Genomic DNA, 15,327 nt, shown 5'->3' with positions numbered 1-15,327 from the left:
CGGATTTTCCCGAAAGCTACTCTGTTCAAAGTACTTTTCGTCCGTTTACAGTCAGCTTGAAGGTTGTTCCCAAAATTTCTGCTGATTTTCTGCAGAACATCATCCGATCAAGAAAAATCTCAAAATAGTCATACATGGAACAGATATTTTCATCGATCTGAAGGTTCAGTGCGATCACAGATTTTTCTTCATCAATCTTAAGCTTCGAATCTGTCACAGCATAATTCACACGATCGTGAATATCAAACGCAGATCTTTCCTTCTGGCGTACACGGCTTCTTCTGACATCAGTTTTGTCCGCAATGATAAGTGCTGCTGATATAACATCTTCCGGGCTTCCTGTTGATTCATCGTGATTTCCGATTGCAGCTATGACAGTTACTCTGTCCTCAAGAGACATGTTGGTATCCTTCAGCAGATCATTTGCAAGAAGGGCACCGTATTCCGCATGATGGTTTCTGTTAATCGCATTTCCGATATCATGCATATATCCGGCGATTTTTGCAAGCTCGATCTCATGCTCCGGATAGCCTAGTCTTTTCAGGATCTTCCCGGCCTGATGTGCTACCTGAACACAATGTGCCTGTGAATGATCTGTAAATCCAAGCTGTCCCAGGTTTGAATTTCCCTTTTTCAGATATGCATTGATTTCCTTATTATTCGCTACATCCTTATACTTCAAGTTTTTTTACTCTCCCTACGTGTTTCGTGCAGATATTCCCACTCTGCTTATGCTTCTTAGCCATATAGTCAGAGTCTCTTTATTGCGTCCATTGCCAGCGATGATCTCTCGCATTCTTCAGCTGACAATGTGATCTGCCAGCAAAGAGGACTATCCACCATATGTTTCGCCGCATAGCTTAAACCATTTGTCCTTTCATCCAGAAAGGGCCTGTCGATCTGCTGCGGATCTCCCAGCAGTATGATCTTCGTTCCCTGGCCTGCTCTTGTGATAATGCCCTTTACCTGATTTGGTGTCATATTCTGAGCTTCATCAATGATCAGATATGTCTTCGCAATAGACCTTCCTCTGATGAAATTCAATGCTTCCGTCTGAATGATTCCACGTTCAAAAATCTCCGCTATCTTATCACTCAGCTCGTCTTCATCTTCATATCTCTTCTTTTCATCCGAATCAAGGATCTGTTCCAGATTATCGATCACCGGTCTCATCAAAGGTGCTATTTTTTCCTTTTCATCGCCCGGCAGAAATCCTATATCATCGTCAAACTGTGCGTTGGGTCTGCATACGATCACACGGCGATATTCCTGTGCCGGATTGTTATATACCTTTTCCATTCCAACAGCAAGCGAATAAAATGTTTTCGCGGTTCCCGCCATTCCTTTGATGATAACAAGGGGAGCTTCTTTTGCATCTGTCATAAGGGCTTCCTGCATAAAATATTGTCCGACATTTCTCGGTGATATTCCATAGGGCTTGCTTTTTTTGTAAACAAGCTGGACTATCTTTCCTGAGGATACTCTTCCAAGAAGTGTCTTTTTTGTAGACTGATCCGGCTTCAGTATCACAAATTCATTCTCATGAAATTCCGGTATGGTATGATTTCCTTCCTCGTCACTCTGATAAACCTCTTCAAGAGAAATTCCTTTTTTCTTGAACTCCTTGACCTTATCTTCCGGAATGTATACTTCTGTACGACCGGTATACTGTGCATCATCATCTGAGATCTGCTCACGCTCAAAATCCTCTGCCTGAATTCCCATGATCTGTGCCTTCAGACGAAGTACGATATCCTTTGTCACCAGAATAACCTGCTCATCTGTTTCCGCAAGACCTCTGCATACCTTCAGGATCCTGTTATCCGGTTTGTCATCCGGAAGATCCGGCGGCAGCTCTACGTGTACAAAATTTTTTTCAATACGAAGAATACCACCGCCGGAAAGTGCTACTCCCTGTAACAGATCACCCTTCTGCCTGTACCATTCCAGCTTTCGGACTGCGGCTCTTGCATTGATTCCTTTTTCGCCCTCTGCCTTTTTAAGTCCATCCAGTTCTTCCAGCACCACCAGCGGAAGTACCAGATTATTGTCCTCAAAACACTCCAATGCATATGGAGCCTGGATCAGTACATTCGTATCTATCACATAGGTTTTTATCATATATGCATGCGCTCCTTTTCTGACTTCTGTCCCTTTTTCAGAAAATATGGTCAGCATGCTTATTTTTTCGGTACTATCTCATTATTATGATTTTTGTATAAAATTATCGTAAAATCTTCTATTCCATGATGAAGCGGAACCTTCCTACAGTGCCTCTTTATACAGTGCCAGGATATCCTCCCGAACGGTTTTCTGAGGATTTATCGCAATGTTTCCGCTTTTCATGGCATCCTCTGTCATCTGCGCAAAATACTCATCCGTAACCCCTGCATCCGATAATTTCGCAGGGATCCCAACCTGTGTATTCAGCTCACGGACTGCCTGCTCCAGCATTCCTTTTGAAAACTCAGACTCACATTTCTCTTCCGTGGAAATATAATTATAGATCTTCTGATATTTTCCGAAGGCTGCCTCTTCGTTATATTTCACGATATACGGAAACAGGATTCCGTTTGCAACACCGTGAGGCACATTGAAAAAAGCACTGACCGGATGGCTCATGGCATGGATATTTCCAAGTCTTGCCCAGGAAAAAGCAATCCCGGCAAACAGAGAGCCTGCCAGCATATCGGAGGCTGCTTCCAGATTGCTGCGGTCTGCCACGTAGGTGCGGATGCTCCGCCCGATCAGCTCCATTGCTTTTTCGCTCATTGCCTCGGAAAATGGAGATGCGTCCAGAGAAACGTAAGATTCCTCTGCATGGATCAGTGCATCGATCCCGCAGGCAGCTGCCACGGAAGCCGGTGCGGAGGTGAGAAGCAACGGATCCAGAAGTGCATAAGCCGGGATCAGCTTATAGGAAAATACTGTAAGCTTGTAATTTCGTTCGTGATCGGTAATAACAGAAAAAGCCGTAACCTCTGAACCGGTTCCGGCAGTTGTAGGAATGGCGATCAGCGGGATGATCTCCCCCGGAACCTTGTCTGCACCTTCATATTCTGTGATGCTGCCGCCGTATTTCGCCACAACGCCTACGGCTTTTGCCACATCCATCGGGGAACCGCCGCCAAGAGCAACAATAAAATCCGCTCCGCTTGCCTGGAACGCTTCTGCTGCACGTTCCACAGTCTCCACCGATGGATTTCCTTCTGTATCACAAAAGGTGCTGACTGCAATGCCTGCCTGTGTAAGGATTTCTTCACACTGCCCCACTACGCCAAGTCTGTTCAGTGTGGGGCCGGAAATGATAAAGCCATGTTTTCCGCCAAGCTTCCCGGCTGCCCCGGGAAGCTCCTTTAATACACCTTCACCAAAAAGAATATTCTGCGGTACGGAAAATGTAAATCTTTTCATGCTGTTCGTCTCCTCCGCTTATTCTGAAAGTGCTTTTACTGTCTCTTCAATGATGGCAGCCGCCTGATCACAGTCTTCCTCTGTAATGATCAGCGGCGGTACCATACGGATGGTATGTGCTCCGATGGCCGTGATCAGGAGATGTCTGTCCAGACAGCCATGCTTTACATCCACACCGGAAATAGTATCATCAAACTCCACGCCTACCAGAAGACCCTGACCACGAACCTCTTTTATATGAGGGATCTTTGCAAGCTTTTCCATAAAATAGGTGCCCATTTTTGCCGCATTGCCAGCCAGATCTCTGTCAAGAAGTACACCAACCTCGGCCAATGCTGCAGCACAGGAAACCGGATGTCCGCCGAAGGTTGTTCCGTGAGAACCAGGTGTGAAAGCTTTTGCCACTTCCTCTGTAGCACAGATCGCACCGATCGGCATACCTCCTCCAAGTGCTTTTGCCATGGACACGATATCCGGTTTGATCCCGTAATGCATATAGCTCATCACATTACCGGTTCTGCACCAGCCTGTCTGGACCTCATCAATAAGAAGGAGCATATCGTTCTCATCACAGAATTCCCGGAGTCCCTTCATAAATTCCATGGTTGCCGGATGGACACCGCCCTCGCCCTGTACAGGCTCTATCATGATGGCAATGGTATTTTCCGTGCAGGCATCTTTAAAAGCCTGAAGATCATTGTACGGTGCATAGGAAAATCCGTAGGTCATGGGACCGAAGCCGACCTGGCATCCGTTTCCCGGCTGTCCGGTGGCGGACATGGCACCAAAGGTCCTTCCATGGAATCCCATTTTTGCAGTTACGATATGATAACGGTTCGGACCATATTTTTCGATTCCGTATTTTCTTGCCATTTTGATCATGGCCTCGTTTGCCTCTGTACCGGAGTTCTGGAAAAAGATCTTATCCATTCCGATGGTTGTGCAGACCTTTTCAGCAAGAAGTGCCTGGGGAATGGTGTACGGATAGTTGAAGGTATGCATCAGTGTCTGCGCCTGGTCTACAACCGCTTTTACCACCTTTTCATTGCAGCTTCCTGCGGAGTTTACTGCGATACCTGCATAAAAATCCAGATATTTTTCGCCCTTCTCATTGTAGATATACTGGTCTTTTGCACTTTCTGCCAGAAAATCCATTCTCTCATAGGTCTCGATCATGTATTTGTTTACTTTTTCCTTGATATCCTCAAATGTCAGTCCTGTTTCTTCCAGCTTCATTTCTTTTCCTCCCCTTTTGTGATCTGTTCTGATAAGATCTGTTCCCTTGTGATCAGACCCTTCATCACCAGATATTCTTCGATCATCTTTACGCATCCTGTAATTCCGACTTTTTCACTGTTCAGCGTCATATCGTAATTGACGGGATTGGTCCAGTAATTTCCTTTTGTATAATATTTATAATAGTCCGCTCTGTACTTATCTGTGTTCTCAATGGTGGCTGCTGCCACATCTGCGGATACCTTCATCCTCTGCATGGTCCGCTCCAGACAGAAAGCACGCGGTGCTTCGATATAGATACTTACCACATTTTTTCTGCCCTTTAAGACATAATCCGCGCATTTTCCAACGATCACGCAGGATTCCTGATCTGCCAGGTTTCTGATGATCTGTGACTGATACTCAAACAGCCGGTCATCGGAAACAAATTTCTCATTTCTTGCAATGTACTGCCTGGATCTGGGCAGCCCTTTAAGAAATCCTGTAAATCCTCCGTTGTTCCGGATACGCTCATTGATATCCAGGAAGAGCTTTTCATCCAGTCCGCTCATCTGGCTTGCCAGTGTCAGGATACGGTTTTCATAGCAGTGGATCCCCAGATCTTTTGCCAGCATGGAGGCGATTTCCTTTCCGCCGGTTCCAAAACCTCTGGCAAAGGTTACAATAAAATTTTCCATTTTATACTCCTTCCTATCCTGCCAGATAACGGCTCAAAAATTCTCTGGTACGGGCATTTTTAGGATTTTTAAACAGCTCTGCCGGAGGTGCGTCCTCCACAATGTAACCCTGATCCATAAAAATCGTCCTGGTGGAAACATCTCTGGCAAATGCCATCTCATGAGTCACAATGATCATGGTAAGGCCTGTGGTCGCCAGCTCCTTCATAACATTTAAAACCTCTCCTACCATCTCCGGGTCCAGCGCTGATGTAGGTTCATCAAAAAGCAGGACCTCCGGATTCATGCAGAGCGATCTTGCAATGGCAACCCTCTGCTTCTGCCCACCTGAAAGCTGTGTGGGATTTGCATTGATAAACGGTGCCATTCCTACCTGCTTCAGATGTGTGATCGCCCGGTCAAAGGCTTCTTCCTTTGACAGATGAAGGACTTTTCTTGTACAGAGCATACAGTTCTGGAGAACAGTCATGTTGTTAAAGAGATTAAAGGACTGAAATACCATGCCCACCTTTGACCGGTATTCATTGATCTCCTTCTGGACTGCTCCGATCTCTTTTCCATGATAGCGGATCTTTCCGCTGGTCTGGGTTTCCAGCTTGTTGATACAGCGAAGCAGAGTGGATTTTCCGGAACCGGAGGAACCAACGATACAGATGATCTCGCCCGGCTCCACGTTGAAATCGATTTTTCGCAGTACCTCATGCTGCCCGAATGCTTTACTTAATTCCTCAACGGATATGATTGCATCACCCATTATTTTTCCCTCCTTACGGATTTTCCATATATTCCACTGCCAGTGCGTAGTTCTCTGTTTTCTTCATCTTCTTTTCAAGGAATGTAAACAGACGGTTGAATACAAAGCAGAGTACAAAATAGATCACTGCAATAACAAGATAGGATTCAAAATATTTATAATAATTTCCGCCTACAGTTTTCGCTGCCATAAACAGCTCCTGAACTGCGATAACATTCAGAACGGAAGTCATTTTCAGATTTGTAAGAAATGTATTTGCCATCTCAGGGATGATGTTTTTGAAGGCCTGCGGAAGTACTACATAGATCATAGTCTTCATAGGTGACATTCCCATGGCCCAGGCGCCTTCCCTCTGTCCCATATCAATGGAACCGATACCGGCTCTGACAGTTTCTGCCATGTAGGCTCCGGTGTTCAGTACCGTTACCATAACACCTGCAAACAATGGTGTAATATTCACATTTGCCTGACGGATACCATAATACAGGACCATTGCCTGAACGATCATAGGCGTATCTCGGAAAACCTCCACATAGATCCTGCAGATTGCCTTTAAGATTTTAAAAATTCCTTTTTTCAGAATGCTGTCGCCTTCATTGATACGGATATCCTGGATGATACCGATGATATAGCCCAGCAGGAAACCAAGAATGGTTCCTGCTACAGCTATATAGAGAGTCAGCCAGGTTCCTTCCAGAAACATACTGGAATATTTTTTTGCCAGAAAGATCATCCATTCCAGGGAATTGGACGGATCTGTAATTGAAAAGCCTAACATATCTCCACCTCACTTGGACTAGTTCGCTGCCGGCTGCTGTGTCAGAACAGTATCCATCAGCTCATCCATTTTCTCTTTATCGTTCCAGCCAATGTCATCCATGGCACCCTGCAGCTTATCTCTCAGCTCTGTGTCATCTTTTCTTGTTGCGATGCAGACATTGACCATTTCATCATCATCTTTAAAGGTATCCTTCTCATCCAGGTTGATGATCTTCAGATCCTTGTTTGTCAGTGCTGCTGATTCTGCTGTAGGAACATCTACAACGCAGACATCTGCAACTCCGTTGGAGATTGCCATAAAGCACTCGGAGGTTGTCTCATAGTTTCCGGACTGCTCTGCACCGTCGATCTGATCCAGAAGCGGTACCCATCCGGTTCCAAGCTGTGTGGTAACCTTGCAGCCTGTTCCTGCAAGATCGGAAAGGCCTTTGACATCGTCATATTTGCCGCCTGCCTTTACTACGATACAGTTATCTCTGTAATAATATGGTTCTGTAAAAGCATATGATTTTTCTCTTTCTGCCGTTTTTCCCATACCTGCGATGATACAGTCATAATCGCCGGCATCCATGGAGATTCCGATGGAGGACCACTCAACCTTGTGAATCTCCAGCTTCATTCCAAGCTGATCTGCAAGCTTCTGGGCTACTGCCACATCGTAGCCATATGCGTAATAATCACTGCCGTAAATAGGTTCTGCCTTGCTTCCGTCCGGGGTTGTGTCTGTATCCTGGGTCCAGTTGAACGGTGCATATGCACATTCCATACCAACCCTTAACACATCCTTATCGGATTTGTCTGCTGCCCATGTGGAAGCTGCTGTAGATGCTAACATTGCTGCGGAAATAATACCTGTGATCACCATTTTGCCTAAAAGATTTTTTTTCATATTCGTTTCCTCCTCTTCTACATAGCTGGCACAAAACATATTTAACTGGTCGACCTGAACGTTTTCGCCTGTAAACAAAAAGGGCGCTGAAAGAAATTTTTCATTTCCTTCAACGCCTTTGTTGTTTGATAGACTTCATTATACTCAGGAGAAGCTTTTCGTCAACTTTCATTTTGCACAAACAAACTGTTCATTTTGCACAGTGTTGTAAATATATGAACCTGATCTTCAGGAAAACATCAGCTGTTTGATCAGGATACAGTTTATTATATCCAGATATTCCATATAGTCATCCAGTTCAAAATCTATCAGCTCCTGGATCTTATTCAGCCGGTACTGCAGGGAATTTCTGTGGATAAAAAGCTCCTTCGCCGTTTTTCCGACGCTGAACCCGTTCATGTAATAGGCAAGCAGGGTATCCAGGAGAAACGTTCCGTTTGCATGATCATATTCCTCCAGCTTTCCCAGCCGTTCATTGCAGTAATTCAGGATCTCATCATGGTTGTCGTTATTGAACAGATACTGATAGATCCCCATGGCTGTTGCACTTAAAACTTTCTTGTGCTTGGGATTTGGAAGTATGTCTTTTTTGGGGATCAGACGCTTTGCCTCCTGATAGCTGGTGCCGAAATCTGCCGGATTGGTGTAGATACCGCCCAGGATACAGGTGCTTCGGATGGTTCCGTGAAACTGCGGACTGGCATCGATCTTCTGCAGAACCTTCTCCAGCTCATGTTCAATGCTTTTGTCTTTTTTTGCCTCAAAAAGAAGGACAAATTTGTTGAGAAACCGGAGGAACATGGGCTTACCTTCCATTGCCATGACTTCCTGGTTCAGATAATTGGCATAATACTCGTAGATATGCTCATCCTGCTCCAGATTGATACCGTACTTCCGGTCAGCCACAATGATCCCGACTCTGCAGGGTGTAGTAAAATTGATCCCGAACTGCTGGGAGATTTTTTCGATATAGCGATCATTAATATCATAGCCAAACAAAAGATTGTAAAGATAATCTCCCATCCGTTTATTCTGCATTTCATATTCCAGGATGATCTTTCCCACACTCTGGGCAATATCCACAAAAGAAGCTCCTTCCCACCGGATGTAAAACAGCGGAAGCTTCAGTTCATTTGCTTTGTCGATCATCTCCTTCGGGACGGGCTCCTTGTCATCGGTGATAGAGATCCCAAAGCCGGAAATTCCAAGCCCATACAGTTCTTCCATGGCTTTCCCGGCTTCTTCCAGGTCAAACCGGACATAGTCTGCCACACACAGAGCAAAATTCCCCTGGTTCATATGCTCCTCAAAAGGCCGGGTCTGCACCATATAGGTCCATGTGACAGGTCTTGTGAGGCCTTTTTCCCCGGCGATCAGCTCCACTCCGTCCAGCTGCAGCTCCAGTATATCCTGACAGGTGATCATATGCATCAACTCCTTATTTTTGCAGTATTTCACACACTCGCATCCATAAACAGGCAAAACAATATCTGATCTTCTCATCCTTCCGTTATCCTAGCAGAAATATCGGATTTCGGCAACTTATAAAAAAACCTGGAAGAACTCAGCCACAGGCATTTTATTTCTTCCAGGTTTTTCTGTTTTCAGATTCTCAGTCAGCTGTTTTTGATCCGGCAGCCGGCACAGCTCTGCATCCAGTTACATTCAGATTTATTCTGCCTGTGGTTTGCGTACCTGTGCTGTACCCTTCTTTGCTCCGACAGATTTTTCAGCATGCTCTTTCACAAGATTTCGTCCAAGCAAAGTCAGGCATACAAATGCGATCACTGCAAAAACAGCTCCGATCCCAAATACCACGTTCATCTCATAACCATTGCTGCTCACCAGACCGGAGATCGCCGGTGCGCCAAAGGTTGCGAATACGATACCGAACATAACAAATCCGTAATTTTCTCCGGTGTGTTTCATTCCGAAAATGGAGCTTGTCAGAGACGGAAAGCTTCCCATGATGCCGCCATAGCAGCCGTACATCAGCACAACGGCAACCGTTACTGCCAGGGATCTTGATACAGCGAGAACTCCCATAGCGATCACTGCCACGATCAGCACTCCTTTGATGCAGACGATCCTGCCCACTTTATCTGCCAGTGTCGGAAGCACCAGTCTTGCTCCCGCATTGACAATGGATCCAAGCATAACGGCACTGACTGCCACTGCAGACGGGATTCCAAGGTCGATCTGGTAGGTCTGGGATACCGGTGAAACCATAAAATAAGAAATCAGTCCAAAGAACATGGTCGCAAGAAGAAGATAAAAATTCTTTGTTCTCATCATCTCTCCGGATGTATACTGCTTCATCTCCGGTGTCCCGGACTTTGCCGCAGAGCCACCTGCGTTCACTAGACTCTTATCGGGTGCCTGAAAAAAGATACCGCACAGGATCCAGGAAATCGTGATGGCCACGCCAACGATCAGAAGGGTTTTCTGCACACCTTCCGCTTCCAGCAGCTTTCGACTCAGCGGCGCCAGGAAAAATCCACAAAGTCCGTTGGCAGTTACCACAACACCGGAAGCAAATCCAGTACGGTCCGGGAACCATCTCTGCACGGTTGCCAGGATCACCGTGTAGATCATTCCCTGTCCAAATCCCTGCATCACTCCATAGGACAGATACATAGGAAGCGGTGTGGGAACGATCAGAAATGCAGATGCCAGGATTCCTGCCGCAAAGATCCCGCCTCCGATCCATACAATCGTCTTTTCCTTAAAGCGATTCTGCATCCTTCCGCCTACGATGTTTCCAAATACAAAGGTGCTAAGTGCCAGATAAAAACACATGGATGCCTGTCCCTGACTCCAGCCTGCCTGCTCCATCACATAGGGCTGATAAATAGACCATACATGGGGATATCCGGTAAAAAAGATCGCAAAAGCTCCAAATATCATGGTCAGCAGACGCTGTTTTTTCTGTATTCCTGTCATAATTTCCTCCTCTGAAAAAGATTTCCGGCCTGCTCTGTACTCTCTGCCCACAGAATGCAGCCTGTTTCTGTACACACGATCTGCACGTTTTCCTGCACATTAGCTTCACTTATCTTTGATATTCTTTTGTTTGCGTGCCATTATCTTTTATTTGCGTGTCAAATGCGTGTTAATTATGTTGTGTGTATGTTATCACACGCAGTCTTATTATGCAATATAAATTTACAGCTTTTTCTGTTTTCTCATTTTTGTCCAAAGTTTCCTGTTATTTCTTTGTATATTATTCACAACGGCGTTGTTTTATGCACGCATGTGCACGCATTAATTCTTGTATAAAATCCTTATTTCATCTAATATATTTCAAATTTTGATCCTTTTCCTGCAGCAAAAAAGCACGCATTTTAAGCAGGCGTGCTTTTCCGTTTTTTTATCTCTTTTTCACTTTATCTGTTCACAGCCCCATAACTGTCCCTTAAAAAATTATCTATATTGGATATTTTTAAATACACAAGTAAGTTTTATAATCTGGAACCAACAGAAATCAAACACAAAATCAATGATTACGGAGGATAAAGATCATGTCTGCAACAAACGAAAGATATAAACTGAACAAAGAACTGGCACAGATGTTAAAGGGCGGTGTGATCATGGATGTCACAACACCTGAGCAGGCAAAAATTGCCGAGGCTGCCGGAGCCTGTGCGGTTATGGCTCTGGAGCGTATTCCTGCCGATATCCGTGCAGCAGGCGGTGTTTCCCGAATGAGTGACCCGAAAATGATCGAAGGGATCCAGAATGCAGTTTCCATTCCAGTTATGGCTAAATGCCGTATCGGACATTTTGTGGAAGCACAGGTACTGGAAGCCATTGAGATCGACTATATTGATGAAAGTGAAGTTCTTTCTCCTGCTGATGATGTTTATCATATCAATAAAAGAGAATTCAAAGTTCCTTTTGTATGCGGTGCCAAAGATCTTGGAGAGGCACTCCGCCGCATCAATGAAGGTGCTTCCATGATCCGTACAAAGGGTGAGCCCGGAACCGGTGATATCGTTCAGGCAGTCCGCCATATGCGAAAAATGAACAGCGAGATTGCAAAGCTTACCAGCATGCGTAAAGACGAACTTTTTGAGGCTGCAAAAACTCTCCAGGTTCCTTATGAACTGGTATCCTATGTACATGACAACGGCAGACTTCCGGTTGTAAACTTTGCTGCCGGCGGTGTTGCCACTCCTGCAGATGCCGCTCTTATGATGCAGCTTGGCGCCGAAGGTGTCTTCGTCGGTTCCGGTATCTTTAAATCCGGAAATCCGGCAAAAAGAGCTGCTTCCATCGTAAAAGCAGTTACCAACTACACCGATGCCAGACTGATCGCAGAACTTTCCAGAGATCTTGGCGAAGCTATGGTCGGGATCAATGAACAGGAAATCGCCTTACTGATGGCAGAAAGAGGCAAATAATGACAATTGCGGTACTGGCTTTACAGGGTGCTTTTGCAGAACACGAAAAGGTTCTTGACCGCCTTGGCGTTTCTCATATCGAGCTGCGCCAGGCAGGTGATCTTAAAAAGCCTTTCGACGCTCTGATCCTTCCGGGCGGGGAAAGCACTGTTCAGAGCAAGCTATTAAAAGAGCTTGATATGTTTGAGCCCCTGAAAAAAAGAATCGAAAACGGAATGCCCGTTCTGGCTACCTGTGCCGGACTGATCCTTCTAGCTTCTGAGATCGAAGGACAGGACAGCTGTCATTTTGGCACCATTCCCATGTGTGTGCGCAGAAATGCCTACGGAAGACAGCTTGGAAGCTTTCATACGGAAGAAACGGTTAAATCAGTGGGCAAAGTTCCCATGACCTTTATCCGTGCGCCTTATGTGTCTGACGTCCACGATGGTACAAGGGTTCTGGCTTCTGTCGAAGACCGGATCGTTGGCGTACAGTACAACAATCAGCTGGCCTTTTCTTTTCATCCGGAACTGGATGAAGACACCCGGATCCATGAAAGATTTCTGGAAATCGTCCGTAATTCCTGAAGCTGAAATTCCGGGATAACAGCCTCTTTTCATCACATGAAATTGTTTTCTGAAAACGAATGCCACCAGACACACCTGTAAAAAGATGTAAAAATCCGGGAACACAGAGTAATATGGACTGTGTTCCCGGATTTTCTGATATTTTCTGAGCTTTATTTCTCAGCTTATTTGATTGTCTTCAGCTCATACTCCCTGGTTCCCAGACCGATCTTTTCTGCCTGATCCAGAGTTGCCTTCCACTCAATATTCGGATTGGAATCCTTAAAGTGATCATGATGACAGTGCCATCCCGGCTCTGCCAGATGCTCTCCAAGCTGGCTGTTGGCGATCGGTGTTGCCTTCAGGCAGGCATCTGCACAGGCCTGATCCAGTGCAACCGGGTCAAAGCTTGCGAACATTCCGATATCCGGAAGGATCGGCGCATCATTTTCACCATGGCAGTCACAGTTAGGGCTGATATCCTGTACCAGCGCAATATGGAAATGGGGACGTCCGTGACAGACAGCCTGTGCATACTCTGCCATCTTGCGATCAAGAAGCTCGTTTGCACTGCTATTCGGATTGTATACGGCATCATAGCTGCAGGCCCCGATACAGCGGCCACAGCCTTTGCATTTATCGTAATCGATAACTGCTTTCTTGTTTACATATGTAATCGCATCACTTCCGCACTCTTTCGCACAACGGCGGCAACCACGACAGACATCTTCATGGATGGCCGGCTTTCCGCTGGCATGCTGCTGCATCTTTCCGGCACGGCTTCCGCATCCCATACCGATATTCTTCAGAGCACCGCCAAAGCCGGTTGTCTCATGTCCCTTGAAATGGCTGAGACTGATAAAAATATCTGCGTCCATGATAGCATGTCCAATCAGGGCAGTTTTGCAGTATTCTCCGTTTACTACCGGAACTTCTACTTCATCGGTTCCTCGAACTCCGTCACCGATGATGATCTGGCATCCGGTTGTGATCGTGTTAAATCCGTTAAGATTTGCACAGTCCAGATGCTCCAGTGCGTTCTTTCTGCTTCCCGGATAAAGGGTATTACAATCTGTCAGGAACGGCATTCCGCCCTGCTCCTTACAGAGATCTGCTACTACCTTTGCATAGTTCGGACGAAGGAATGCCATATTTCCAAGCTCTCCGAAATGCATCTTGATGGCTACGAATTTTCCATCCATATCGATATCTTTGATTCCTGCGGCAACGCAGAGTTTTTTCAGTTTGTCCAGCTGGCTGGTTCCCACCGGACAACGAAAATCAGTGAAATAAACTGTTGATTTTTCCATTCTGGTTTTTCTCCTGCTGATTCTTTTTATGTAATTACATTTATTTAAACTCTACACGTTTTTTCTGTTTCTGTCAACGGATACTCGCATTCGTACACGACAAACGCATGAATGGTTAGCAACTGCAAATTCTATTTTTTTCTACTTTTTAAGCTTCTAAAAGCTCTTCTAAATACTTAATTGGACGCAAACTTACTACGAACCTTTTCTTTCTCATTGACAACTTATGTCTTGATAGTTCTGCTGGTTTCAAAATACTCAGGCTCCATTTTCTTATAATGTTCAAATTTTGTGCCGCCATTTTATCGATTGTCGTATTTGCATCCTCCCGAAACGTTACATCCAAATGCCAATGCATACTTTCTATACTCCAATGACCTCGCACCGCTCGGCTGACTTCGTTGATATCCGTTTTTAAACTGCTTATAAAATATCGATATTCATACGTTATCTTTCCTGCTTTTTCTATTCGTTTCTTCTCCATTACAATGCTTCTCAGGCCTTTCCAATTCTTCTTTTGGCTCAGCCACCGGATATCTTCCGTCTGATAATACTCTCGGATCTCAATTTGCCCATGGGCTTTCTCACAGGTCTTCTTATATGCCCCCTTTTCGCGCATTTCTTTTTGAAACTCCTCGTTCGAAAAGTATTCTTTTACATCTTCGTACATTGTGTATTGATTTTTCTTCAATGCCAGAACATAATCCGCTCGTTTCTGCCTGATTTTTCCTGCGATCGCTGTCTGCGTTCCCATTGCATCAATCGTAATGATCTGACCCTTTATCTGGATTTTTTCCAACAGCTCTGGAATCGCTGTTATTTCATTGCTTTTTTCTTTGACTGCTTTCTGTCCCAGACAAAATCCATCTTCCTTACTCCATGCAGAAACAATGTGACTTGCTTTTTCTTCTCCACGTTTATTCGAACACATCGTTTTTCCATCTATGCAGATGATCTTCTTCAACAGTTCTCCATCATTTTTATCCAGCCGCTCCTGCCATTTTCCATAGAGCTGCTGCAGAATTTCGGGCGATATCATCCCCATGACACGCCGGATCGTATCATGAGAGGGGATTCCGTTTTTTAGTTCAATATACTTTCGAAGATAATCCTGATAGCTTTCTGCAAACAATGCCATCTCAACCCAGTCATCCGCATTCGCAAGAGTTGCAAACAACACAATGACAAGAATATCCTTCAACGTATGACGAACCTTTGTCTGCTGACGAGTATCTTCAATGTATTCCATCCACTCTAATAATTCCTGCATAAATAACACCCCTTTTTCTTTTATTTTACTAGAAAAGGGGTGTGTT

Annotated in this window: 14 protein-coding genes; 2 read left to right on the top strand and 12 right to left on the bottom strand. The window is 45.1% G+C overall.

Going from position 1 to position 15,327, the window contains the following annotated elements:
• Positions 1-25: 25 nt before the first annotated feature.
• From AC04Q6_RS12735 to AC04Q6_RS12690, 10 genes are all read right to left on the bottom strand, one after another.
• Positions 26-682, bottom strand: a complete 657-nt coding sequence (locus tag AC04Q6_RS12735; protein WP_021652193.1) for an HD domain-containing protein — start codon at positions 680-682, stop codon at positions 26-28.
• 68 nt (positions 683-750) lie between these two features.
• Entirely contained in the window at positions 751-2,121 is a 1,371-nt protein-coding gene (locus tag AC04Q6_RS12730) for a PhoH family protein (RefSeq protein ID WP_021652192.1), read from the bottom strand.
• A gap of 144 nt (positions 2,122-2,265) precedes the next feature.
• Entirely contained in the window at positions 2,266-3,414 is a 1,149-nt protein-coding gene (locus tag AC04Q6_RS12725; RefSeq protein WP_118071262.1) for an iron-containing alcohol dehydrogenase, read from the bottom strand.
• Between the two features lie 18 nt (positions 3,415-3,432).
• Positions 3,433-4,650 carry an acetylornithine/succinylornithine family transaminase gene (locus AC04Q6_RS12720; RefSeq protein WP_476389709.1) on the bottom strand — a complete coding sequence of 406 codons (1,218 nt, stop codon included), beginning with the start codon at positions 4,648-4,650 and terminating at the stop codon, positions 3,433-3,435.
• On the bottom strand, positions 4,647-5,327 hold the full coding sequence (locus AC04Q6_RS12715; protein ID WP_118071264.1) for a cytidylate kinase-like family protein: 681 nt from the start codon (positions 5,325-5,327) through the stop codon (positions 4,647-4,649). Before AC04Q6_RS12715 ends, AC04Q6_RS12720 begins: the two co-directional genes overlap by 4 nt.
• Positions 5,328-5,340: 13 nt before the next feature.
• Positions 5,341-6,084: an amino acid ABC transporter ATP-binding protein gene (locus AC04Q6_RS12710; RefSeq protein ID WP_278278437.1), complete on the bottom strand. Its 744-nt coding sequence runs from the start codon at positions 6,082-6,084 to the stop codon at positions 5,341-5,343.
• A gap of 10 nt (positions 6,085-6,094) precedes the next feature.
• On the bottom strand, positions 6,095-6,859 hold the full coding sequence (locus tag AC04Q6_RS12705) for an amino acid ABC transporter permease (protein WP_242997088.1): 765 nt from the start codon (positions 6,857-6,859) through the stop codon (positions 6,095-6,097).
• An 18-nt stretch (positions 6,860-6,877) separates the two neighbouring features.
• Positions 6,878-7,750 carry a transporter substrate-binding domain-containing protein gene (locus AC04Q6_RS12700; protein WP_118071266.1) on the bottom strand — a complete coding sequence of 291 codons (873 nt, stop codon included), beginning with the start codon at positions 7,748-7,750 and terminating at the stop codon, positions 6,878-6,880.
• 228 nt (positions 7,751-7,978) lie between these two features.
• Complete coding sequence (locus AC04Q6_RS12695) at positions 7,979-9,253, bottom strand: PucR family transcriptional regulator (protein WP_243004404.1); 1,275 nt, start codon at positions 9,251-9,253, stop codon at positions 7,979-7,981.
• Between the two features lie 168 nt (positions 9,254-9,421).
• Complete coding sequence (locus AC04Q6_RS12690) at positions 9,422-10,693, bottom strand: MFS transporter (protein ID WP_118071267.1); 1,272 nt, start codon at positions 10,691-10,693, stop codon at positions 9,422-9,424.
• 578 nt (positions 10,694-11,271) lie between these two features.
• Here AC04Q6_RS12690 and pdxS point away from each other — a divergent pair.
• Together pdxS and pdxT are read left to right on the top strand one after the other, a co-directional pair.
• On the top strand, positions 11,272-12,153 hold the full coding sequence (gene pdxS / locus AC04Q6_RS12685; RefSeq protein WP_118071268.1) for a pyridoxal 5'-phosphate synthase lyase subunit PdxS: 882 nt from the start codon (positions 11,272-11,274) through the stop codon (positions 12,151-12,153).
• Complete coding sequence (gene pdxT / locus AC04Q6_RS12680; RefSeq protein ID WP_118071269.1) at positions 12,153-12,722, top strand: pyridoxal 5'-phosphate synthase glutaminase subunit PdxT; 570 nt, start codon at positions 12,153-12,155, stop codon at positions 12,720-12,722. The genes pdxS and pdxT overlap by 1 nt, the downstream gene beginning before the upstream one ends.
• Positions 12,723-12,886: 164 nt before the next feature.
• Here the strand turns inward: pdxT and AC04Q6_RS12675 are convergent, their stop codons facing one another.
• Positions 12,887-14,011 (bottom strand): DUF362 domain-containing protein, encoded by a 1,125-nt coding sequence (locus AC04Q6_RS12675; RefSeq protein WP_118071270.1) that lies wholly within the window; start codon positions 14,009-14,011, stop codon positions 12,887-12,889.
• 148 nt (positions 14,012-14,159) lie between these two features.
• Positions 14,160-15,281: an ISAs1 family transposase gene (locus AC04Q6_RS12670; protein ID WP_476389634.1), complete on the bottom strand. Its 1,122-nt coding sequence runs from the start codon at positions 15,279-15,281 to the stop codon at positions 14,160-14,162.
• Between the last annotated feature and the right edge of the window lie 46 nt (positions 15,282-15,327).

Source organism: Blautia sp. HA9023, from assembly GCF_056504095.1.
The sequence above is the reverse complement of the archived record's forward strand: the minus strand, read 5'-3'. Positions and strand labels throughout refer to the sequence as shown.